Origin of the sequence: Actinosynnema pretiosum (genome assembly GCF_002354875.1) — a bacterium.
GTDB classification, from domain to species: Bacteria; Actinomycetota; Actinomycetes; order Mycobacteriales; family Pseudonocardiaceae; genus Actinosynnema; species Actinosynnema auranticum.
In genome coordinates this window covers 1,942,278-1,963,291 of record NZ_CP023445.1, presented here as the reverse complement: position 1 = coordinate 1,963,291, position 21,014 = coordinate 1,942,278, and the positions used below count along the sequence as shown (strand labels likewise).

General features: G+C 74.6%; 19 protein-coding genes. 10 read left to right on the top strand and 9 right to left on the bottom strand.

Going from position 1 to position 21,014, the window contains the following annotated elements; translation table 11 throughout:
• Window positions 1-135: 135 nt before the first annotated feature.
• Window positions 136-531 (bottom strand): thioredoxin, encoded by a 396-nt coding sequence (gene trxA, locus CNX65_RS08850; RefSeq protein WP_096492331.1) that lies wholly within the window; start codon window positions 529-531, stop codon window positions 136-138.
• 166 nt (window positions 532-697) lie between these two features.
• Between trxA and CNX65_RS08845 the strand changes: the two genes are divergently transcribed.
• Genes CNX65_RS08845 through CNX65_RS08830 form a run of 4 tightly spaced genes read left to right on the top strand, consistent with a single transcriptional unit; the run spans window position 698 to window position 4,962 of the window.
• A complete protein-coding gene (locus CNX65_RS08845) occupies window positions 698-1,636 on the top strand; it encodes an ABC transporter substrate-binding protein (protein ID WP_096492330.1) in 939 nt (312 codons plus the stop codon).
• Window positions 1,626-2,471, top strand: coding sequence for an amino acid ABC transporter permease (locus CNX65_RS08840; protein ID WP_096492329.1), 846 nt, complete (start codon window positions 1,626-1,628; stop codon window positions 2,469-2,471). The genes CNX65_RS08845 and CNX65_RS08840 overlap by 11 nt, the downstream gene beginning before the upstream one ends.
• Entirely contained in the window at window positions 2,468-3,226 is a 759-nt protein-coding gene (locus CNX65_RS08835) for an amino acid ABC transporter ATP-binding protein (protein WP_096492328.1), read from the top strand. The genes CNX65_RS08840 and CNX65_RS08835 overlap by 4 nt, the downstream gene beginning before the upstream one ends.
• A gap of 2 nt (window positions 3,227-3,228) precedes the next feature.
• Entirely contained in the window at window positions 3,229-4,962 is a 1,734-nt protein-coding gene (locus CNX65_RS08830) for an aminotransferase class V-fold PLP-dependent enzyme (RefSeq protein ID WP_096492327.1), read from the top strand.
• A 72-nt stretch (window positions 4,963-5,034) separates the two neighbouring features.
• Here the strand turns inward: CNX65_RS08830 and CNX65_RS08825 are convergent, their stop codons facing one another.
• The 3 genes from CNX65_RS08825 to CNX65_RS08815 all read right to left on the bottom strand — a co-directional run bounded on the left by CNX65_RS08825 (window position 5,035) and on the right by CNX65_RS08815 (window position 8,044).
• Complete coding sequence (locus CNX65_RS08825) at window positions 5,035-6,240, bottom strand: IS110 family RNA-guided transposase (protein WP_096492326.1); 1,206 nt, start codon at window positions 6,238-6,240, stop codon at window positions 5,035-5,037.
• Window positions 6,241-6,493: 253 nt separating this feature from the next.
• Window positions 6,494-7,087, bottom strand: coding sequence for an eCIS core domain-containing protein (locus CNX65_RS08820; protein WP_096492325.1), 594 nt, complete (start codon window positions 7,085-7,087; stop codon window positions 6,494-6,496).
• 87 nt (window positions 7,088-7,174) lie between these two features.
• Complete coding sequence (locus tag CNX65_RS08815; protein WP_157767555.1) at window positions 7,175-8,044, bottom strand: YihY/virulence factor BrkB family protein; 870 nt, start codon at window positions 8,042-8,044, stop codon at window positions 7,175-7,177.
• Window positions 8,045-8,321: 277 nt separating this feature from the next.
• Here CNX65_RS08815 and CNX65_RS08810 point away from each other — a divergent pair, with 277 nt between their 5' ends.
• From CNX65_RS08810 to CNX65_RS08800, 4 genes are all read left to right on the top strand, one after another.
• Window positions 8,322-10,142 carry a hypothetical protein gene (locus CNX65_RS08810; protein WP_157767554.1) on the top strand — a complete coding sequence of 607 codons (1,821 nt, stop codon included), beginning with the start codon at window positions 8,322-8,324 and terminating at the stop codon, window positions 10,140-10,142.
• Entirely contained in the window at window positions 10,142-10,423 is a 282-nt protein-coding gene (locus tag CNX65_RS08805; protein WP_015800605.1) for a DUF4235 domain-containing protein, read from the top strand. The genes CNX65_RS08810 and CNX65_RS08805 overlap by 1 nt, the downstream gene beginning before the upstream one ends.
• Before the next feature lie 810 nt (window positions 10,424-11,233).
• Window positions 11,234-11,383, top strand: coding sequence for a hypothetical protein (locus CNX65_RS35200; RefSeq protein WP_157767553.1), 150 nt, complete (start codon window positions 11,234-11,236; stop codon window positions 11,381-11,383).
• Window positions 11,384-11,528: 145 nt separating this feature from the next.
• Window positions 11,529-12,080: a VOC family protein gene (locus CNX65_RS08800; protein WP_177154637.1), complete on the top strand. Its 552-nt coding sequence runs from the start codon at window positions 11,529-11,531 to the stop codon at window positions 12,078-12,080.
• Here the strand turns inward: CNX65_RS08800 and CNX65_RS08795 are convergent.
• Window positions 12,077-12,832: an enoyl-CoA hydratase/isomerase family protein gene (locus tag CNX65_RS08795; RefSeq protein WP_096492321.1), complete on the bottom strand. Its 756-nt coding sequence runs from the start codon at window positions 12,830-12,832 to the stop codon at window positions 12,077-12,079. The genes CNX65_RS08800 and CNX65_RS08795 overlap by 4 nt on opposite strands.
• A 101-nt stretch (window positions 12,833-12,933) precedes the next feature.
• Complete coding sequence (locus tag CNX65_RS08790; protein ID WP_096492320.1) at window positions 12,934-13,809, bottom strand: esterase/lipase family protein; 876 nt, start codon at window positions 13,807-13,809, stop codon at window positions 12,934-12,936.
• 188 nt (window positions 13,810-13,997) lie between these two features.
• On the opposite strand from CNX65_RS08790, the gene CNX65_RS08785 reads away from it, so the two are divergent.
• Complete coding sequence (locus tag CNX65_RS08785) at window positions 13,998-15,011, top strand: aldo/keto reductase (RefSeq protein ID WP_177154636.1); 1,014 nt, start codon at window positions 13,998-14,000, stop codon at window positions 15,009-15,011.
• A gap of 79 nt (window positions 15,012-15,090) precedes the next feature.
• Here CNX65_RS08785 and CNX65_RS08780 read toward each other — a convergent pair whose 3' ends face one another.
• The gene (locus CNX65_RS08780) at window positions 15,091-17,430 is read right to left on the bottom strand and encodes a Tex family protein (protein WP_096492318.1); all 2,340 of its coding nucleotides are present in this window, start codon (window positions 17,428-17,430) and stop codon (window positions 15,091-15,093) included.
• A 576-nt stretch (window positions 17,431-18,006) separates the two neighbouring features.
• Between CNX65_RS08780 and CNX65_RS08775 the strand changes: the two genes are divergently transcribed.
• Window positions 18,007-19,599 (top strand): phytoene desaturase family protein, encoded by a 1,593-nt coding sequence (locus tag CNX65_RS08775; protein WP_096492317.1) that lies wholly within the window; start codon window positions 18,007-18,009, stop codon window positions 19,597-19,599.
• A 201-nt stretch (window positions 19,600-19,800) separates the two neighbouring features.
• Here CNX65_RS08775 and CNX65_RS08770 read toward each other — a convergent pair whose 3' ends face one another.
• Together CNX65_RS08770 and CNX65_RS08765 are read right to left on the bottom strand one after the other, a co-directional pair.
• The gene (locus CNX65_RS08770; RefSeq protein ID WP_096492316.1) at window positions 19,801-20,250 is read right to left on the bottom strand and encodes an SRPBCC family protein; all 450 of its coding nucleotides are present in this window, start codon (window positions 20,248-20,250) and stop codon (window positions 19,801-19,803) included.
• A gap of 194 nt (window positions 20,251-20,444) precedes the next feature.
• On the bottom strand, window positions 20,445-20,897 hold the full coding sequence (locus CNX65_RS08765) for a PaaI family thioesterase (protein WP_232519761.1): 453 nt from the start codon (window positions 20,895-20,897) through the stop codon (window positions 20,445-20,447).
• Window positions 20,898-21,014 lie beyond the last annotated feature (117 nt).

Genomic DNA, 21,014 nt, shown 5'->3' with positions numbered 1-21,014 from the left:
TGGACACGCGGGGGCGGCTTCGGGGGAGTCTCAACAGGGTGTTGAAGAACGAGCGGCGCAGACCCATGAGACGGCGAGAGGCGGGCCCCTGATCCGGGTCCCGCCTCTCGCCACGCCTGTTCCCGAGCGCGGCGCTCAGCCCTTGGTGGCGGGCTCGCCGTCGGTCTCGTCGGCCTGCTGCTCGGCCACCTGCTTGCGGACCTCGTCCATGTCGACCTCGCGGGCCTGCTTGATCAGGTCCTCCAGCGCGGTCTCGGGCAGGGCGCCGGGCTGGGCGTAGAGCACCACGCCGTCGCGGACGATCATCAGCGTCGGGATCGAGCGCACCTGGAAGGCCTGCGCGAGCTGCTGCTGGTCCTCGGTGTCGACCTTGCCGAAGACGATGTCCGAGTGCTTCTCGGCGGCCTTGTCGTAGACGGGGGCGAACTGGCGGCAGGGCCCGCACCAGCCCGCCCAGAAGTCGACCAGGACCATGTCGGAGCCACCGACCACCTCGTCGAAGTTCTCCGTGGTCAGCTCCACCGTGGCCATACGCTCTCCTCGCTAGTCGGCTTCGGGGTTCGTCCCCCGACTACCCCGTTCAACGGATCGGCTACCCCGCGGATTCCCTTCAACAGGAAGTCAACCTCTTCAACAACGCGTAGACACCTTCAACAAAAAGTTGTAACTTCCTGGCACCCGAAGCCAGGAGGTGCCCATGGCCGTGCGCCGTACCGCTCTGACCACCGCTTTCGCCGCCCTGCTCCTGCTGTCCGCCTGCGGCGGCGGCGACGGCGGTTCCGGATCGGCGGGGACGCCCGGCGTCTCGGACGACCTGCCCGCCACCGGCGCGATCGTCGACGCGGTCGCCAGGGACGACGCCCTGGCCGCGTCGCTGCCGCCCGAGGTCACCAGCGCGGGCAAGCTCAAGGTCGGGTCGAACATCCAGAGCCCGCCCAACAACTTCTACGCCGCCGACGGCAAGACCCCGGTCGGCTCCGAGGTCGACCTGATCAAGGCCGTCGGCAAGCGCCTCGGCGTGGAGGTCGCGCACGAGGACATGGCGTTCGGCTCGCTGATCACCAGCCTGCAGGCGGGCCGCGTCGACGTGACGATGGCCGCGATGAACGACACGCGGGCCCGCCAGGAGCAGATCAGCTTCGTGGACTACTTCACCTCGGGCATCACGATCATGGTGCAGAAGGGCAACCCCACCGGCGTCAAGGGCCCCGACGACCTGTGCGGCAAGTCCGTCGCGGTCGCGCTGGGCACCAGCCAGGAGGCGTTCGCCAAGGAGCAGAGCGGCAAGTGCGCCGGCGCGGGCAAGGAGCCCGTGACCGTCACCGCGACCGACAGCGACACGCAGAACCAGAACCAGCTGCGCACCGGCCGCGTCGCCGCGATCGTCAACGACCTGCCCACCGCCGTGTACGTGTCCAAGACGGCGGGCAAGGGCGAGTACTTCGAGGCGGTCGACCACGCGCCCATCAACGGCGGCCCGTACGGCATCGGCGTGCGCAAGGACGCCGGGCAGCTCGCCACCGCCCTGCAGGGCGCCGTGCAGTCCCTGATCGACGACGGCACCTACGGCAAGATCATGGACGCCTGGGACGTCGCGCAGGGCTCGGTCGCCAAGGCCACGATCAATGGCGGGTGACCGGGTGAGCACCGACAACGCGCGTCGGGACGAGCTGGTCGTCGTCCCGCTGCGGCACTGGGGCCGCTGGGTCGGCGCGGTCGTGCTGCTGGCGCTGCTGGGCGCGCTGGGCTGGGCGCTGGCGGGCGCGCGGATCGACTACGCGGCCGTGCCCGGCTTCTTCACCCACGAGATCATGCTGCGCGGCCTGGTGAACACGGTCGTGCTGGCCGTGGTGGCGCAGGCGGGCGCGATCGTGCTGGGCGTGGGCATCGCGCTGCTGCGCCGCTCGGCGAACCCGGTGGCCCGCTGGTTCGCGGCCGGGTACGTGTGGCTGTTCCGGGGGCTGCCGGTGCTGCTGCAGATCCTGCTGTGGTTCAACCTGGCGCTGGTGTTCGACACCATCTCGATCCCGATGGTGTTCGAGGTGCGGACGAACGTGCTGATCACCGCGTTCGTCGCCGCCCTGCTGGGGCTCGGGCTCAACGAGAGCGCGTACATGGCCGAGATCGTCCGCGCCGGGCTGAACAGCGTGGACCACGGGCAGGTCGAGGCGGCCAAGGCGATCGGCATGACGCCCGCGACGACGCTGCGCAGGGTCGTGCTGCCGCAGGCCATGCGGGTGATCATCCCGCCGACCGGCAACAACTTCATCAACATGCTCAAGGGCACCTCGATGGCCTCGGTCATCGGTTTCCTGGAGCTGATCCACGCGGCGAACAACATCGCGTCGCACAACCTCCAGATCATGGAGACGCTGCTCGCCGCCGCCGCCTGGTACATGGTCGTGGTGAGCGCGGCGAGCGTCGGCCAGCACTTCCTGGAGCGCGCCTACGGCAAGGGGGTGGCCCGATGAGCCTGGTCAGGGCCGTCGGAGTGCGGAAGTCCTACGGGAGCACCGAGGTGCTCAGCGGCATCGACCTGGAGGTCGAGGCCGGGCAGGTGTGGTGCCTGCTGGGGCCGTCCGGCGCGGGCAAGAGCACGTTCCTGCGCTGCGTGAACCACCTGGAGACCATCGACTCCGGCCGGATCTGGGTCGACGGCGAGCCGGTCGGGTTCGCCAGCAGGGGCGGGAAGCTGCACGAGCTGCGCGAGCGCGAGGTCGCCAGGCAGCGGCGCGGCACCGGCATGGTGTTCCAGCGCTTCAACCTGTTCCCGCACCGCACCGCGCTGGAGAACATCACCGAGGGGCCGGTGCAGGTGCTCCGCGAGTCCAAGGCGGACGCCGTCGCGCACGCCCGCGAGCTGCTGGAGAAGGTCGGGCTGGCCGACAAGGCCGGGGCCTACCCGAACCAGCTCTCCGGCGGGCAGCAGCAGCGGGTGGCGATCGCCCGCGCGCTGGCCATGCGGCCCAAGGTGATGCTGTTCGACGAGCCGACCTCCGCGCTGGACCCGGAGCTGGTGGGCGACGTGCTGGACGTCATGGCGGGGCTGGCGGCGGACGGCATGACGATGCTGGTGGTCACGCACGAGATCGGGTTCGCCAGGCAGGTGGCCGACGAGGTCGCGTTCCTGGACGGCGGGGTCGTGGTCGAGTCCGGGCCGCCCGACCAGGTGCTGGAGAATCCGCGTGAACCCAGGACCCGGCAGTTCCTCTCGAAGGTGCTCTAGCGATGCGCATCCCCTCCTCCTACCTCGTCACCTTCCGCGAACCGGAGGGCTACCTGGACTTCGGCCGCTTCGGCCCGCCCTCGCAGGCCGTGCTGGAGGCGTCCACGCGGATGCTGGAGCAGGCGACCGCCGCCGGACCGTCCACGGTGGACGAGCTGATGCGGCACGAGCTGCGCGCGATGGCGGCGGCGGCGCGGTTGTGCGGGAGCGACACCGACCACGTGGTGCCGCTGCCCAACACCAGCACCGGGCTGTTCCAGGTCGCGCTGGGGCTGGTCGGCGAGGTGGTCGTGTCGCCCGCCGAGTTCCCGGCGAACACCTACCCGTGGGTGCGGGCCGGGCGGGCGCGGGTGAACTGGCTGCCCGCCGGGCCGGTGACGCCCGAGGCGGTGCGGGCCGCGCTGACGCCGGGGACCACGGCGGTGTCGGTGAGCGCGGTCGACTTCCGGACCGGGTACCGGGCGGACCTGGCGGCGCTGCGCGAGGTCGTCGGGGACCGGCTGCTGGTGGTCGACGGCATCCAGGGGTTCGGGGTCGTGGACGAGCCGTGGCAGGTCGCCGACGTGCTGGTGGTCGGCGGGCAGAAGTGGGTGCGGGCCGGGTGGTCCACCGGGTTCATGGCGCTGTCGGACCGGGCGCTGGAGCGGTTGGAGCCGGTCGCGTCCGGGTGGACCGGGGCGCTGGACCCCGGCCTGTTCGACGGGGCGGTGCACCCGGTGGGCGAGGGCGCGGCGGCCTGGTCGCTGACGAACCTGAACCCGATCGCGTCGGGGGCGTTCGCGACGGCGCTGGAGCTGGTGGAGCTGGGCGGGGTCCGCGCGATCGGGGAGCGGATCGGGCAGCGGTTGGACGAGCTGGGCGAGGCGGTCGAGGGCGCGGGCGGCGTGGTCGTGTCGGCGCGCGAGCGGCGCGGCGGGATCATGGCGTTCGAGGTGCCGGGGACGCCGTCCGCGGCGGTGGGGGCGGCGCTGGTGGCCGCCGGGGTCACCGCGACGGTGCGACCGGAGCACGTGCGGTTGACGCCGCACGCCTCGACCACGCCGGAGACGGTGGCGCGGTTCGCCTCGGCGCTGCGGGAGCTGCGGGCGGCCAGGCCGGTGGTGGTGGACGTGCGGGCCGCGGCCGTCACCCCGGTGCGCGGCAACGTGCTGGACGCGCTGGCCCCGACCGTGGCCGGTCTGGCGTCCGCGCTCGGGCCGGGCACCGAGGTGGTGCTGCACGACCTGTCCGCGCTGCCGAACTCGATCGTGGCCATCGCGGGCGGGCTGACCGGGCGGCAGGTGGGCGGCCCGATGACGGACCTGCTGCTGGGGCTGGTGCGCAGGGGGACCACGCAGGACCTGCCGGGGTACGACACGTACGCGCCGGACGGGCGGCTGATCCGCTCGTCCACGGTGTTCCTGCGCGACGAGCGCGGGGTCGCGGTGGGGTGCCTGTGCGTGAACACGGACCCCGGCGCGGGTGGGGGCGGCGGGCAGGGCGGGCACGCGGTGGAGGCGTTCCCCGGTGACGTGGACACCTTGCAGAAGCTGCTGGTGGAGCGGGCCGTGGAGGCGGTCGGGGTGCCGGTGGGGCTGATGAAGAAGGCGCACAAGTCCGAGGTCGTGCGGGTGCTGGACGAGGCCGGGCTGTTCCTGATCCGGGACTCGGTGGACTACCTGGCGGGGGTGCTGGGGGTTACGCGGTACACGATTTACAACTACCTGAACGAGATCCGGGGGGAGCAGGGGCGCTAGGCGGGTGGGGGTGCTGGGCGGGCGGCGCGGTCGTCTTCCCCGCGCACGCGGGGGGGTGTCCCTATGAAGTTGTCAAGCCGCAACCGGGGCGGGAGCTGTCTCGGGGTGCCGGTAGTGGGTCTTGGTGCGGAGCATGGCGAACAGGACGTCGCAGCGGCGCCGGGCCAGGCAGATCAGCGCGGCGTTGTGCTTCTTCCCTTGGTCGCGTTTGCGCTGGTAGTAGGCTCTGCTGGTCGGATCGGAGAGGGCGGCGAACGCGGCGAGGAAGAACGCCCGTTTGAGTTTGCGGTTGCCGGTGCGGGTCGGGTGTTCGCCCTTGATGGAGGAGCCCGAGCTGCGGGTGACCGGGGCGATGCCGGCGTAGGCGGCCAGGTGGCCGGAGGTCTTGAAGCCCGTGGCGTCGCCGATTTCGAGCAGGATGCGGGCGGCGGTCCTGATCCCGATGCCGGGCATCGAGGTCAGGACCCCGGCAAGAGGGTGCGCATCGAGTATCCCTTCGACCTCGGCGGCGACCTGCTTGCGTTGCAGCAGAACGGTTTTCAGGCTGTCGGCCAGCCGGGGCAGCACCGTGTCGGCGGCGGTGGTGCCGGGGACGACGACGGTCTGCTCGTCCAGCGCGGCCAGGATCGCGGTGACGAGTCCGTCGCCCAGGCGGGGCGCGTGGGCGGTGGCGATCGCGGTGAGCTTGCGGCGGCCGGCCTTGGCGATGCCGGTGGGACCGCCGCAGCGGGACAGGATCTCCAGCACCGCCGGATGGCTGATCCTGGGCCCGATGGCGCGTTCGAGGGCGGGATGGACGCCGGTGAGCAGGCCGCGGATGCGGTTGGCGATCCGGGTGGCCTCGCCGGCCAGGTCGTCGTCGAACCCGACCAGCACGTCCAGCTCCGCCAGGGCGTCGTCGTCGACGTCGACCGGCCGCAGGGTGTGCGGCAGGCTGCGGGCGGCGTCGGCGATGACGAAGGCGTCGCGGGCGTCGGTCTTCGCCCGACCTGGGTAGAGGTCGGCGATGCGACGCATGGCCAGGCCGGGCAGGTAGGCCACCGTGTGACTGGCGGCGCGGGCCACCGCGACCGGCAACGCGCCGATCGTGGCGGGCTGGTCGACCACCACCAGCAACGGCCCGTGCGCGGCGAGCTTGTCGAACAAAGCCCGCAGCCGCGGCTCGCTGTTGGGCAGCGGCCCGTCGTGCAGCCGCTTCCCGGCGGGGTCCAGGCCGACGGCATGGTGTTCGCCCTTGCCCACGTCCAGGCCGAGGAACACTCCGAAACCACTGGTCATCGGTCGTGCCGTTCGTTCGTCGCGGGTGGCCGCGGGGTGGGCATCGCAGGCCGGCACCCACGTTACGACGAGACCTGCCCGGCGGGCGGCCGTGTCCCTATCAGCGGTCCGGCGATGCCACCGGGTCCGGTGACACCACCCCCCGGATCATGCCTTCGACTGGGGGCGTCAGTCATACCGGACCCGGCGACCACAACTCCCTGAGCAGGAGCTACGAAAAAGGTAACGGGGGGTGGTCCGTCAGCGCGGCCGGTCAGCCGTGGTCGTGCCCCTCGTGCGGGTCGTGGGCCGGGCCCGACATGGCGCGGCGGGCGTTGGCCTCGGCCGCGCGTTCGAAGCGGTCGCCGGGGTCGGAGACGCTCAGGCCGGAGCCGTTGTCCGTGCCCGCGACCGGGCCCTGGCGCTGCTGGATCACGTGGGTCAGCTCGTGCGCGAGGGTGTGCTTGTCGCCGCCGCCCCGGCCCAGCACGACGTTCGCGCCGGAGGTGTAGGCGCGGGCGCCCAGTTCGGCGGCGGAGCGCTGGGCCGCCGCGCCGGTGTGCACGCGGACGTCGGAGAAGTCGGCGCCCAGCCTGCTCTCCATCTCGCCGCGCAGGGCGGTGTCCATGGGTTTGCCCGACGAGGCGAGCACCTGGTGGGCGGTGGAGCGCTGCACGGGCGGTTCGGGTTCGGCCTCGGCGCGCTGGGCGGCGATCAGGCGGGTGACGGCGGTGTTGCCGATCGAGCGCTGGAGCGACTCGACCTCACCTGGCCCCACCGGGCCGGGGGTGCTCTGCCGCGGGGACTCCGGGCGGCGCACCTGGGTGGTCGCCGGAGCGGGCTTGGGGGACGGCTCCTTGGCGTGCATGGGCACCACCCTGGCCCAGGCGGGGCTCGGGGCACAGGCCCTGGAGGGCAGCGGCGGGGCACCGTCGCTGCCCTCCCCCGGCGCGGGTCACGCGGCGGAGGTGCTCGTCACCCCCTCCTGCTTCTGGCGCGCGGCGCGCTGGGCGGCCAGCAGGACGCGGCCGGTGTGCTGGAGCGCGGCGTCCATCGCCACCCCGACGAGCAGGGCGGTGCAGGCCAGCCAGATCCAGGCCATGACCACGACCAGGCCGATGATCGAGCCGTAGACCCGGTCGTAGGACCCCGCGTAGGCCGCGTACACGCCGACGCCGAACGTGGCCACCAGGCACAGGACCAGGGCCAGGAGCGCGCCCGGCGTGATGCCGAGCCTGCCCGGCCTGCGGGTGGCCGGGGGCGCCGCGAACAGCAGCCGCACCGCGCACCCGGCCAGCAGGACCAGCACCGGCCACTTGGCGACGTCCCACAGCTGGACCGTCGACGGACGCACCCCGGCCAGCGCCGCGACCTCGTCGGCGATGTCGCCGGTGAACGCCACCACGCCCACGACCAGGATGAACAGCACCAGGACGCCCAGCGTGAGCCCGACCCGCAGCGGGACGAGCTTCCAGAGCGAGCGGTGCTCCTTGACGCCGTTGCAGGCCGCGCAGGCGCGCAGGAAGGCCCCCGCGAAGCGGTAGGCCGACCAGACCGCCACGAGCAGGCAGGCGGCGGCGAGCGGACCGGCCACCGCCGGGCGCAGGCCGTCGAGCGCGACCACGAGGATGCCGTGCACCCGGCTGGGGGCCAGCGGGGAGATGACGGTCATGACCTTGGAGCGGGTGTCGTCGCCCAGGAACCCGACGAGCGCGACGGGCAGCAGGGCGCCGGAGAGCATCACGAGCACGGTGTAGTGCGTGAGGGCTGCCGCGCGGTCCGAGAGGTGGTGCTCCCGGTACCACACGACGGTTGTGCGGAACACCGTCCACCACGACCTTCTGGGTGGACGCGTAGGTGCTTCGAGAGCCTGGGCCATACCCGAATGATTGCCCGTTCGGAGGATGGGCATGACGGGGGGTTGACCCTGCGGGGTCGCGGGTAGTCGTGGGGCGGGCCCACCTGGGCCGATGTCCGCGGGGGCGGGTCGCCGGCTGGTATAGGGGTGCGGGTGGTTCAGCGGTGGCGCCGGGCGGGTGAGCGGCGGCGTGGGCCGAGTGGCCGAGGGTGTTGAACGGTTGAGGCGAAGGGGCGCGGTGCGGGTGGACGACAGGGCGACGGAACCGGGCGCGGGTGGGGCGGCTGGCGCGGGCGGGCCGGGCGGCGGCGGGACGGGCGGGGCCGGGTCCGGTGGGGCCGGCTCCGGCGGTTCGGGCGCGGCCGGGACCGGTGGGCGCGGCCCGAGCGCGGGCGGCGCCGATCCGCACACCGCCCGGTACGCGGGCAACCCGATGGCCGAGCCGAACCCGAAGAACCTCCCCAAGACCCGACCGGCCCCCGCCCAGGAGCAGGACTTCCCGGCCGAGTGGCCCACCGGGGAGAGCGAGTTCGAGGAGGCGGGCGCGACCTGGCGGCAGCCGGGGACCCCGGACCCGAGGCGGGCGGACGCTGATCGGACGGTTGAAAGCGGGCGTTTGGGGCACACCAAGCTTTCGAGTGACACCGCATTTCCGGGTGTCACCGGCCAGGAGAGTGACACGAGGCAGGCGGAGAGCGCCGGGCGGACGGGGGAACGAGCAGTGCGGGACGACGAGGCGGGGAAGGGCGAGCGGATCGCCGAGAAGGCGGCCGACGGGACCACCCGGATCGCCGCCCAGACCAGCGCGGCGGCGGCTCAGGCAGCCGCCACCGCGAGCAGCGCGGTCATCCGGGCGGGCGAGAAGACGAGCCCGGAGGTCACGAGGACGGGAGATGCGGTGAACGAGAGCACCAGCGGCGGGACCGGCCACCGGGCGGACGCGGACGTCACCGCAGCCGAGGGCGCGGCCCAGGTCCACGCGGCCAGCGAGAAGGCCGAGGCCACCGGGCCGAAGGGCACCGGGCCGAAGGGCACGGACCACGGGACCGGCGCCACCGGGGCCAAGGCCGACGGCCAGGGCCACGGGACCGGCGCCACCGGAGCCGCTGCGGCTACCGGGACCACCGGCGCCACCGGGACCACCGGCGCCACCGGGGCCGCTGGGACCACCGGCGCCCAGGCAGCCGACCGGGGTCACGGGACCGGCGGGAGCGCCGACTCGGCCCTCACCAAGGGCGCGGACCGGGCGGACGCCGCCGTGGCGAAGGCGGGCGACAAGGCCGAGACCGCCGCGAGCGGCCTCGGTGACAAGGCGGACGCTGCGGCCACGCGGTTGGGCGACAAGGCCGACACGGCGGCGGAGCGGATCGGCGAGGGCGCGGGGGCTTCGGCGGCGGGGATCGCCGCGAAGTCCGACGCGACCGCCGGGAAGGTCGCCGCGAAGTCCGAGGAGACCGCCGCGCGCGTCGGCGAGAAGGCCACCGAGACCGCCGCCCAGGTGGGCGACAGGGCCGGTGCGGCTGCCGCCGGGGTGGGCGCCAAGGCCACCGAGACCGGGGAGAAGGCGGGCGAGGCCGCCGTCGCGGCGGGCCGGAAGGCGGGCGCGGCTGCCGCCGAGGTGAGCGAGAAGGCGGGCGAGGCCGCGGCCGGGGTCAGCGGGAAGGCCGCCGCCGCTGCCGCCGGGATCAGCGAGAAGGCGGGCGAGGTCGCCGGGCAGGTGGCCGGGAAGTCCGGTGAGGTCGCGGCGCAGGTGAGCGAGAAGGCAGGCGCCGTCGCCGCCCGCGTGGCCGACCAGGCGGGCGCCACCGCCGCGCAGGTGGGCGAGAAGGCCGCCGCGGCGGCGGCCCGGATCAGCGAGCGGGCCGGGGTCGCGGCCGGTGAGGTCGGGGAGCGGGCGAGCGTCGTCGCGTCCAGGGTCGGCGATCAGGCCGGGGCCGCGGCGGAGCGGTTGCCCGCGTCGGTCAGGGGTGCGATCGCCAAGGCGCGGGAGCACCCGGTGCTGACCGCGTCCGGGTTGATCACGGCGTTGTTGGTGCTGCGGAAGCTGCTGCGAGGAGGTCGCTGATGGCGGGCAAGCTGGTCTACCGGGGGTTCAGCACGGGCGTGAGCCTGCTGGGCGGCTACCTGGCGGGCAAGGTGTTCGGGCAGGTGTGGAAGTTGATCAGTGGCGACCGGATGGCCCCGGAACCCACCCAGCGCGACCGCAGCTGGGGCGAGGTGCTGCTGGCGGCGGCCGTGCAGGGCGCGATCTTCGGGCTGGTCAGGGCCGCGATCGACCGGGGCGGCGCCACCGGGTTCAGCAAGGTCACCGGCGAGTGGCCGGGCGAGACCGCCGACGTGGACTGACCCCCCACGGCGCAAGCGCAACGCCGCCCGCCCCCGTGCCGCACCCGTTCCCCGCGAACGCCGACAGGCCGCCACCCCGGTGACCGGCCGATCGGAGAGGTGACGGCACGGGGGCGGGCGGCGTCGTGGCGGGCGGCGTTGTGGCGAGAGACGATGCCGCCGGGACGACCCGAGCCCGGTGGCCGGGCCGGGTTCGGCGACGAGGCCGGGCTCGGCGACGGGGAGGCCCGGTAACCAGCCTGGTCCGGCGGCGAGGCCCGGTGGCGGGACCGGGCTCGGCGGCGACGAGCCCAGCGCCCAGCCCGGTCCGGCGGCGGCGAGGCCCAGCGGCCGACCTGGACCGGCGGGGTGAGGCTCGGTGGCAGCGAGGCCCAGCAACCAGCCTGGTCCGGCGGGGGCGAGGCCCGGCGGTCAGCCTGGCCGGGCGGAGCCGGACCAGTGGCGGCTAGGCCCGGCGGTCAGCCTGGCCGGGCGGAGCCGGTCCAGTAGCGGCGAGGCCCGGCGACCGGCCCGGTTCGGCGGAGCGAAGCCTGGTAGCGACGAGGCCCAGCGGCCGACCTGGACCGGCGGGGTGAGGCTCGATGGCGGGGAGGCCCAGCAACCAGCCTGGTCCGGCGGGGGTGAAGCCCGGCGATCAGCCCGGTCCGGCGGCGACAAGGCCCAGTGACCAGCCCGACCCGACAGCGTCAAGGCCCAGCAACCAGCCCGCCCCGACAGCGCAGCCCTCCACGGGAAGCGGTTTCCCGGATTCGGGCAGGTCTGCGCCCCGGTGGGGTTCGGGGGCCGGTGGGCGTGGGTATACCCCGCGGCATGACCGAACCGGAACAGCCCAGGGTCAACCCCGACCCGCCGCAGCCGCCCGGCACGCCCGAGGTGCCCGACATGGACGTCGACGTCTCCGAGTTCATCAGCGAGGAGGAGCGGCCCGAATCGCCTGGGCCCGGCGCCGAGCCCTCGTGAGCGGGTGGGGGCGGGGCAGGTGGTCCCGCCCCGCCGTTCAGCGCTCGACCACCACTCGACCACGTTCCGCCACTGTGGAAAATCTCGTCCGCCATCAGGGCGATGGATGATCCACGATCAGGCGACAGCCCCTAACATCGTGCTCATGCCCCAGCCCCAGGGAGCCGAGCTGGCCGCGCTGCGCGCGCGTCGGGACGCCTTGCGCGAGCGCTACCTCCACCGCTCGGCCGCCGGGAGCGGGACGCCGGTGCGCGGGGTGCACCACATCGCGCTCATCTGCCGCGACGTCGAGCAGACCATCCGGTTCTACCAGGAGTTCCTCGGCTTCCCGCTGGTGGAGCTGGTCGAGAACCGGGACTACAACGGGTCCAGCCACTTCTTCTTCGACCTCGGCAACCGCAACCTGCTCGGGTTCTTCGACTTCCCCGGCCACGCCCACCCCGAGCACCGCGAGACCATCGGCGGGGTGCAGCACCTGGCGCTCTCGGTGGACGGGACCGCGTTCGAGGAGCTCAAGCGGCGCATGGACGCCGCCGGGGTCGAGTACCTCGGCCCGGCGCGCGGGTCCGCCGACAGCATGTACATCCGCGACCCCAACGGCATCGGGCTGGAGTTCTACCGGCAGGAGCTCGGCCGCTTCGAGGGCCGCCCGCTGCTCGGGGACGCGCGCGGGGCCCTCGGCGAGGAGACCGCCTAGAACACCGGCGCCCGCTTCTCCAGGAACGCCGCCACCCCCTCCGCGTACTCGGCGCTGCGCACCGCCGCGTCGTACAGCTCCGCGACCTCCGCGCTCTCCTCCCGCTCCCCCGCCACCACCCGCTCCACGATCTGCTTCATCCCCAGCACGCTCACCGGCGCCCGCGACGCGATCACCGCCGCCAGCTCGGCCGTGCGCGCCCCCAGGTCCTCCACCACCTCGTTGACCAGCCCGATCCGCAGCGCCACCGCCGCGTCCACCAGCTCCCCGGTGAGCAGCACCTGCTTGGCCCACGACGGCCCCACCACGTCCACCAGCCGCTTGGTCGCCGTCAGCGAGTACACGATCCCGAGCTTGGCGGGCGTGATCCCGAACCGGGCACGCGCGGACGCGATCCGGATGTCGCACGCCAGCGCCAGCTCGCACCCGCCGCCCACGCAGAACCCGTCCACCGACGCGATCGTCGGCTTCTCCAGCGTCGCCAGCGCCTGCTCCCCGGCGTGCACGACCGCGCTGTACCGGGCGGTCGCCTCGACGCCGCGCCGCAGCTCGCCGAACTCGCCGATGTCGGCCCCGGCGGAGAAGTGCTCGCCGCCGCGCACGAGGAGCACCCGCACCGCGTCGTCCGCCCGCACCCGCTCGACCAGCTCGGGGATCGCGCGCCACATCGCGAAGCTCATCGCGTTGCGCTTGTCGGGTCGGTCGATGACGAGGGTGGCGATCCGGCCGTCCAGCTCCAGGCGCAGGCTCATGACCGCAGGGTATCCACGCGGCGCGGCCACGAGAATCAGTTTCGTTCCACACTGAAGGAATAGAGTGGAATAGCGCGGGGCCCCCGGACCGCGGGCCCCGCTCAGGCCGCCGGGAACATCCGCGCCATGCCGGGGGGCGGCGCGAACCGGTGCCACCGGCCGCGCGGCTGCGCCAACCGGTCCGCCACCAGCCACAGCACCGAGGTGTTGTGGCAGTACCCGAGGTGGCTGGACGCGACCGGCACGCTCTCCCGCCGCCGCCCCTCCTCCTCCAGGCACGCCCGCCACGGCACGATCCCGTCCGACCGCGAGTACACCGACGTCGCGGGCACCGGCATCGCGGGCCGCTCGGACTCCGGCGGCGGCAGGTCCGAGACCGCCTCGTAGAACACCGACAGCAGCCGGAACACCGGGTTGACCCGCGTGCACCGGGCGTCGCGCAGCGCGTACGGGCTCCCGAGGGTGATCACCTGCCGCACCAGCTCGGGCCGCTCGCGCGCCAGCTCGCGGGCGAACACCCCGCCCAGGCTCCACCCGACCAGGCTCACCTCCCCGCGCTCGGCGGCCACCCGCTCCAGCAGCGCGCGCGTCCCGTCGACGGTCGCGGCGGACGGCCCGAGGTTGCGGCCCAGGCCCCACCCGCGCACGTCGTAGCCCAGCCCGGACAGGAACCTGCGCAGCACCGCCGTGGACCCGTCCGCGCCGCCCAGCCCCGGCAGCACGATCACGGTGTGCCCGTCGCCGCTCGGTGCGGCGCGCAGCAGCTGCCGCGCGGCGGCGTACTGGCCGAGGTCGACGACGGCGCGGGTCGGCTCGGTGAGGTACCAGAGCAGACCGGGCGCGTGGGGCGCCTCGGGTTCGGGGAGGGCTCCGGGGGCTTCGGGCGCGGTGCTGGGAACGGCGTCGGGGACGGCGGCCAGCGCGGGCGCGGCCCGGTCCTCGGACGCGGGCGGCGGGATCTCCGGCAGAGCTGTCACAGCCCCTCCCCTCGCTCGGCGATGAGCGCTCCTGTCCCATGGTCTTTCCCCGAACCTCCCCCGGCTAGTCCTCGCCGGTTGCGATCCGGTCGCGCTTCCCCGAAGCTCCGCGCGCCCGCAGGCGGGAATACCGGGCCCGGCGCGCCGCCTTGTGCGAGGTCGATCGAGGAACCGATGTGGGGGATGCCGTGGAGTACCGTCCGTTCGGACGAACCGGCGTGCGGGTCAGCCCGCTGACGCTGGGCGCGATGCAGTTCGGCGACGCCAACCGCGAGGACGGCGTCCGGGTGATCCACCGGGCGCTGGACGCGGGCGTGAACACCATCGACACCGCCGACGTGTACCAGGCGGGGCAGAGCGAGCAGGTCGTGGGCGCGGCGCTGGCGGGGCGGCGGGACTCCGTCTTCCTGGCCACGAAGTTCCACGGCGCCATGGGCGAGGACCCGAACCAGCGGGGCAACTCGCGGCGCTGGGTCGCGCGGGCGGTGGAGGACAGCCTGCGCAGGCTCGGCACCGACTGGATCGACCTCTACCAGGTGCACCGGCCCGACCCGGACACCGACTTCGAGGAGACCCTGTCCGCGCTGACCGACCTGGTGCGCGCCGGGAAGATCCGCTACATCGGCACGTCCACGTTCCCGGCGTCGGAGGTGGTCGAGGGGCAGTGGATCGCGGAGCGGCGCGGGCTGGCGCGGCCGGTGGCCGAGCAGCCGCCGTACTCGATCCTGGCCAGGGGCGTGGAGCGGGAGGTGCTGCCGGTCGCCCGGCGGTACGGGATGGCCGTGCTGCCGTGGAGCCCGCTGGCGGGCGGCTGGCTGGGCGGCGGGTACCGCAGGGGCGTGGAGCGGGCCGAGACGCCGCGCATGGGCGGGCGCCCGGAGTGGTTCTCCACCACCGAGCCCAGGCACGCGGAGCGGATGGACGCGCTCGACGCGCTCACCGCGCTGGCGGACGGGGCCGGGATCACGCTGGCGCACCTGGCGCTGGCGTTCGTGATCCGGCACCCGGTGGTCACCTCGGCGATCATCGGGCCGAGGACGCTGGAGCACCTGGAGAAGTCGCTGGGCGCGGCGGACGTGGTGCTGTCCGACGACGTGCTGGACGAGATCGACCGGATCGTGCCGCCGGGGTTCTCGTTGCCGCAGGGCGACTTCGGCTACGACCCACCGTCCATCTCGGACGCTTCGACCCGCAGGCGGTGAGACGGTGAGACGGTGAGACGGCGCCGCCCGGCTCCCCTCGGGGAACCGGGCGGCGCGCCACGCGCGGATCAGGCCGGGGTCACTTGCCCAGACCGGCCCTGCGCAGGGCCTCCGCCATCGCGTTGTTGGCGGGCGGGCGCTCCTGCTGCTGGCGCCCCCGGTTGCCGCCGTTGCCGCCACCGCGCCGGTCACCGCCGCCGCGCTGGCCGCCACCACCGCCGCCGCGCCGCTCGCCCTGCTGGTCCTTGGGCTTGCGGCCGGGCTCGTCGGTGAGGCGCAGGGTCAGGCCGATGCGCTTGCGCGGGATGTCGACCTCCAGCACCTTCACCCGCACCACGTCGCCGGACTTGACCACGTCGCGCGGGTCCTTGACGTAGTTGTCCGACAGCGCCGAGATGTGCACGAGGCCGTCCTGGTGCACGCCGACGTCGACGAACGCGCCGAACGCGGCCACGTTCGTCACCACGCCCTCCAGCACCATGCCGGGCTTGAGGTCGGCGATCTTCTCGACCCCGTCGGCGAACGTCGCGGTCTTGAACGCCGGGCGCGGGTCGCGACCGGGCTTCTCCAGCTCGCGCAGGATGTCCGTGACGGTCGGCAGGCCGAACTTCTCGTCCACGAAGTCCTGCGGCCGCAACGACTTCAGCACCGCGGTGTTGCCGATGAGCCGGTCGGCCCCCGCGCTCTCCTGGATGCGCCGCACCACCGGGTAGGCCTCGGGGTGCACCGAGGACGCGTCGAGCGGGTCCTCGCCGTCGCGGATGCGCAGGAAGCCCGCGCACTGCTCGAACGCCTTGGGGCCCAGGCGCGCCACGTCCTTGAGCGCCTTGCGGGTGCGGAAGGGGCCGTTGCTGTCGCGGTGCTGCACGATGTTCTCCGCGAGGCCGGCGGTGATGCCGGAGACGCGGGTCAGCAGCGGCGCGGACGCGGTGTTCAGGTCGACGCCGACCGCGTTCACGCAGTCCTCGACCACCGCGTCGAGCGAGCGGGACAGCTTCGACTCGGACAGGTCGTGCTGGTACTGGCCGACGCCGATGGACTTCGGGTCGATCTTGACCAGCTCGGCGAGCGGGTCCTGGAGCCTGCGGGCGATGGACACCGCGCCGCGCAGCGACACGTCCATGCCGGGCAGCTCGGCCGAGGCGAACGCGGACGCCGAGTACACCGACGCGCCCGCCTCGGACACGACGACCTTGGTGAGCTTGAGGTCGGGGTGCTTCTTGAGCAGGTCGCCCGCGAGCTTGTCGGTCTCGCGCGAGGCGGTGCCGTTGCCGATGGCGATCAGCTCGACGTCGTGCTTCTTCGCGAGCGCGGCGAGCTTGGCGATCGACTCGTCCCAGCGGTTCGCGGGCACGTGCGGGTAGATCACGTCGGTGGCGACGGCCTTGCCGGTCGCGTCGACCACGGCGACCTTCACGCCGGTGCGGAAACCGGGGTCCAGGCCCATGGTGGCGCGGGTGCCCGCCGGGGCGGCGAGCAGCAGGTCGCGCAGGTTGGAGGCGAACACGCGCACGGCCTCGTCCTCGGCGAACTGGCGCAGCCGCGAGCGCAGGTCGATGCCCAGGTGCACGAGGATGCGGGTGCGCCAGGCCCAGCGGACCGTGTCGGTGAGCCAGCGGTCGGCGGGGCGGCCCCGGTCGTCGACGCCGAAGCGGGCGGCGATGGCGACCTCGTAGCCGCTCGGGCCCTCCTCGGGGGTGTCGCCCGGCTCGAACTGGAGGTCGAGGACCTCCTCCTTCTCACCGCGCAGCAGCGCCAGGATGCGGTGCGACGGCAGCTTCGCGAACGGCTCGGAGAAGTCGAAGTAGTCGGCGAACTTGGCGCCCTCCTCCTCCTTGCCCTCGCGGACCTTCGAGCCGACCTGGCCCAGGCCCCACATGCGCTCGCGCAGCTCGCCGATCAGGTCGCCGTCCTCGCCGAAGCGCTCGACCAGGATGGCGCGCGCCCCCTGCAGCGCGGCGGCGGCGTCGGCGACCTCCTCGGTCAGGTAGCCGGCGGCGGTGTCCTGGGGGCTCAGCGTCGGGTCGTTCAGCAGCGCGTCGGCGAGCGGTTCGAGGCCCTGCTCGCGGGCGATCTGGGCCTTGGTGCGGCGCTTGGGCTTGTACGGCAGGTAGAGGTCCTCAAGCCGGGCCTTGGAGTCGGCGGCGAGGATCTGGGCTTCGAGGGCGTCGTCGAGCTTGCCCTGGGAGCGGATGGACTCCAGGACGGCGGCGCGGCGGTCCTCCAGCTCGCGGAGGTAGCCCAGCCGCTCCTCCAGAGAGCGCAGCTGCGCGTCGTCCAGCGCCCCGGTCGCCTCCTTGCGGTAGCGGGCGATGAACGGAACGGTCGAACCGCCGTCGAGGAGGTCGACGGCGGCGGACACCTGGTTCGCGCGCACGCCGAGCTCTTCGGCGATCCTCTGGTGAATGGCTGTCGTCACAGCGGGCCATTGTGCCCGTGCGGGGCGGGGCGGGGTTCGCGGGCTCCGGGCGGGGGTGGGTGATCTTGGGGGGTGGAGGGGCGGGGAGCTGCGGGGACGGGGGCGCGGTGGGGCGGGAAGTCGGTGGTGGGCGCGCGATCGGGGATCGGGGGCACGGGGTCGGCGCGGTGGGTGGCCGGGCGGCGGGCGGCGGGCGGCGGGCAGCCGGGCAGTGGACGGCGGGTGGCGGGCAGCCGCGCAGCGGGTGGCCGGGCAGCCGGGCAGTGGGCAGCGGGCGGCCGGGCAGCGGGCAGCGGGGCGGCGGGCAGCGGGCAGCGGGTGGCCGGGCGTGTGACCGAGCGGGTGGGTCGGGCGGTCCGGAACGCGACCGGACGCGATGCGGCGGGACGGGCGCGGCGGGGTGGGGCGCGACCGGGCACGCTTGACCGGGCGGGCGAGTCCGGCGGGCCGGGCCGCGGGGCCGGGGCGGGGTGATCTCCGGGTGAGACCGGCCCGGACAGGTGTGCGGGGCGCGGTGGCGGGTAGCGCAAGGGGCGGGGCGATTCGGCCCCCTCGGCGGAACGGGTGAGGAGCGCGGTGCTGGGTTCAGCGGGTGACGAGGTGGACGTGGTGGTCGTCGGGGCCGGGCCCAACGGGCTGGTCGCCGCCGCGCTGCTGGCCGACGCGGGCTGGGACGTGGCCGTCCTGGAGGCCGGGGACCGGCCCGGCGGGGCGGTGCGGACCGAGGAGTTCGTGGCCCCCGGCTTCCGCAGCGACGTCTTCAGCTCGTTCTACCCGCTGGGCGCCGGGTCGCCGGTGATCGCGGGGCTGGGGCTGGAGGAGCACGGGCTGCGGTGGCGGCGGGCGCCCGAGGTGCTGGCGCACGTGCTGCCGGACGACCGGGTCGCGGTGCTGTCGGACGAGGTGGGGCGCACGGCCGCGTCGCTGGAGGCGTTCGGCGCGGGCGACGGGCAGGCGTGGCGGGACGAGTTCGCGCTGTGGGAGCGGGTGCGCGAGCGGCTGCTGGACGCGCTGCTGCGGCCGTTCCCGCCGGTCCGGGCGGGCGCGGGGCTGCTGGGCGCGCTGGGGGCCGGTGACGCGCTGCGGCTGGTCCGCTCGCTGGTGCTGTCGGTGCGGGCGTTCGGGGCGGAGCGGTTCACCGGCGAGGGCGGGACGCTGCTGCTCGCGGGCAACGCGATGCACACCGACCTCGGGCCCGACCAGGCGGCGGGCACGGCGTTCGGGTGGCTGCTGTCGATGCTCGGGCAGGACGTGGGCTACCCGGTGCCGGAGGGCGGCGCGGGGGCGCTGGCGGAGGCGCTGGCGCGGCGGTTCGGCGGGGCGGTGCACCTGGGGCGGCCGGTGGACCGGATCGTCGTGGCGGGCGGCCGGGCGCTGGGCGTGCGGGACGCGGCGGGCGGGTTCGTGCGGGCGCGCAAGGCCGTGCTGGCGGACGTCCCGGCGCCCGCGCTGTACCTGGACCTGGTCGGGGCCGAGCACCTGCCCGCGCGACTGGTGTCGGACCTGGGGGCGTTCGAGTGGGACGACGCGACGATCAAGGTGGACTGGGCGCTGTCCGGGCCGATCCCGTGGACCGCCGAGGCCGCCCGCCGGGCCGGGACCGTGCACGTCGGCGGCGACCTGGACGGGCTGGCGGTGGGCGCGACGCAGATCGCCTGCGGCCGGGTGCCCGACGACCCGTTCCTGATCATGGGCCAGATGACGACCGCCGACCCGACCCGCTCCCCGGAGGGGACGGAGGCGGCGTGGGCCTACACGCACGTGCCGCGCGGGCTGAGGTGGACGCGCGACGGGCTGGAGCGGTACGCGGACCGGGTCGAGGCGGTCGTGGAGGCGCGCGCGCCGGGGTTCCGGGACCTGGTGCTGGGGCGGGTCGTGCAGGGGCCTGAGGACCTGAAGGACCGCAACCCGAGCCTGCTGGGCGGGTCGACCAACTCCGGGACGGCGGCGATCCACCAGCAGCTGGTGTTCCGGCCGGTGCCGGGGCTGGGGCGGGCGGACACGCCGGTCGACCGGCTGTACCTGGCGAGCGCGTCGGCGCACCCCGGCGGCGGGGTGCACGGCGCGGCGGGCGCGAACGCGGCGCGGGCGGCGCTGGCCCGCAACGGGCTGGGCGGCGACGGGTACCGGCTGCTGGTGCAGGGGCTGCAGCGGGCGCTGTACCGGTAGCGCCGGGGTGGTGGCCGGGGCGGGCGGCCCGTCGTCGACGGGCCGCTCCCCCGCTGGTGGTCGCTGACCGGCTGGGACGACCTGGCACGGGGCGGGAGCGACCGGGCCAGCGCGGCCGGACGCGGCCGAGGCGGTCAGGTCCGGTCGGCGCGCTCGCGGTCAGGGCGCCCCGGTCAGGGCGCCCCGGTCAAGGCGCCCCGGTCAGAGGCCGGCGCCGTTCTCCCTGCGGACGGCCAGCGCGGCGAGCCTGCGCAGGCTCTCCCGGTTCCTCGGCGCCAGGAACAGCGCCTGCGCGGGCTTGGGCAGCAGGCTGAGCGGGCCCTTGGTGATCTCCTCGGCCATGAGCACGTCGGTGCCGCCCGCGACCTCGGTCAGCTCCAGCCTGATCCTGGCCTGCCCCAGCGGCCACAGGCCCGCGTCCAGCTCCAGGAACCGGCCTGGCTCGCCCGCGCGGGCGGTGCTGGTGTCCTTCACCTGCACCGGCCAGGCGCCGAGGCTGTGGTGGATGCGGGTGCCCACGCGGGGCCACCCGGTGTCCACCTGCCGGATGTGGGACGCGCCGACCACCCAGCCCGCGTAGGACCAGCCGTCGGCCAGCACCGCGAACACCTCGTCGGGCGTGGCGGGGACGTGCAGCTTCACCTCGATCACGACGGGCGGTTTCCCCCTGCGGGGCCGGGAAAACCCGGATGCCGCAGGCAGCACACCGGCGGAGGCCGCGGCCCGGTCCCCGGCGGGTCCGGCGCGAGCGGGCGCGGTGGGCAGGAGTGCCCATGCCGGACGACCCTCGGGTGCGGTCCCGGAGCTGCCGCAGAGCTGCCCCCGGGCCGGCCTGGAGGGGCCGCTCAGGAGCGGGGCCGCCAGCGCTTCCACAGCGCCACGGCCTCCGCGCGCGGCTTGCCGTCCCACCACAGGGACACCTCGGCGGTGATCTGCGCCTCGGACGCCTCCACCACCGCCGCGCGCAGCTCGACCTCCTCGGTCAGCGGCGCGGGCCGCAGGTAGCGCACGTCCAGGCCCGCCGTCACGTAGGCCAGCGCGGCGCCGCCCAGCGGTCGCCAGCCGCGCTCGTCGGCCTCGGCCATCACCGCCGCCGCGCTGTGGCAGTCCAGCACCGTGCCGATCACGCCGCCGTTCAGGTGGCCGAGACCGTTGTCGTGCTCCGGCCACGGCGTGAACGCCGCGGTGACCAGCCCGCCCTCTCCCCGGTAGCTGCGCAGGCGCAGCCCCTTGGGGTTGGCCTGGCCGCAGCCGAAGCAGGGCAGTTCCGGGTAGAGCCGTTCCTGGATGCTGGTCACGACCGGCACCCTAGGCGCTCCGGGCATTCTCCGGGGTTCGCCGCGCGCAATCGGCAGCGAACTCCGGAGGGTCCCCCAGAAAATTGCTCACCCGAATAGCCGCACCATTCCAGTGCG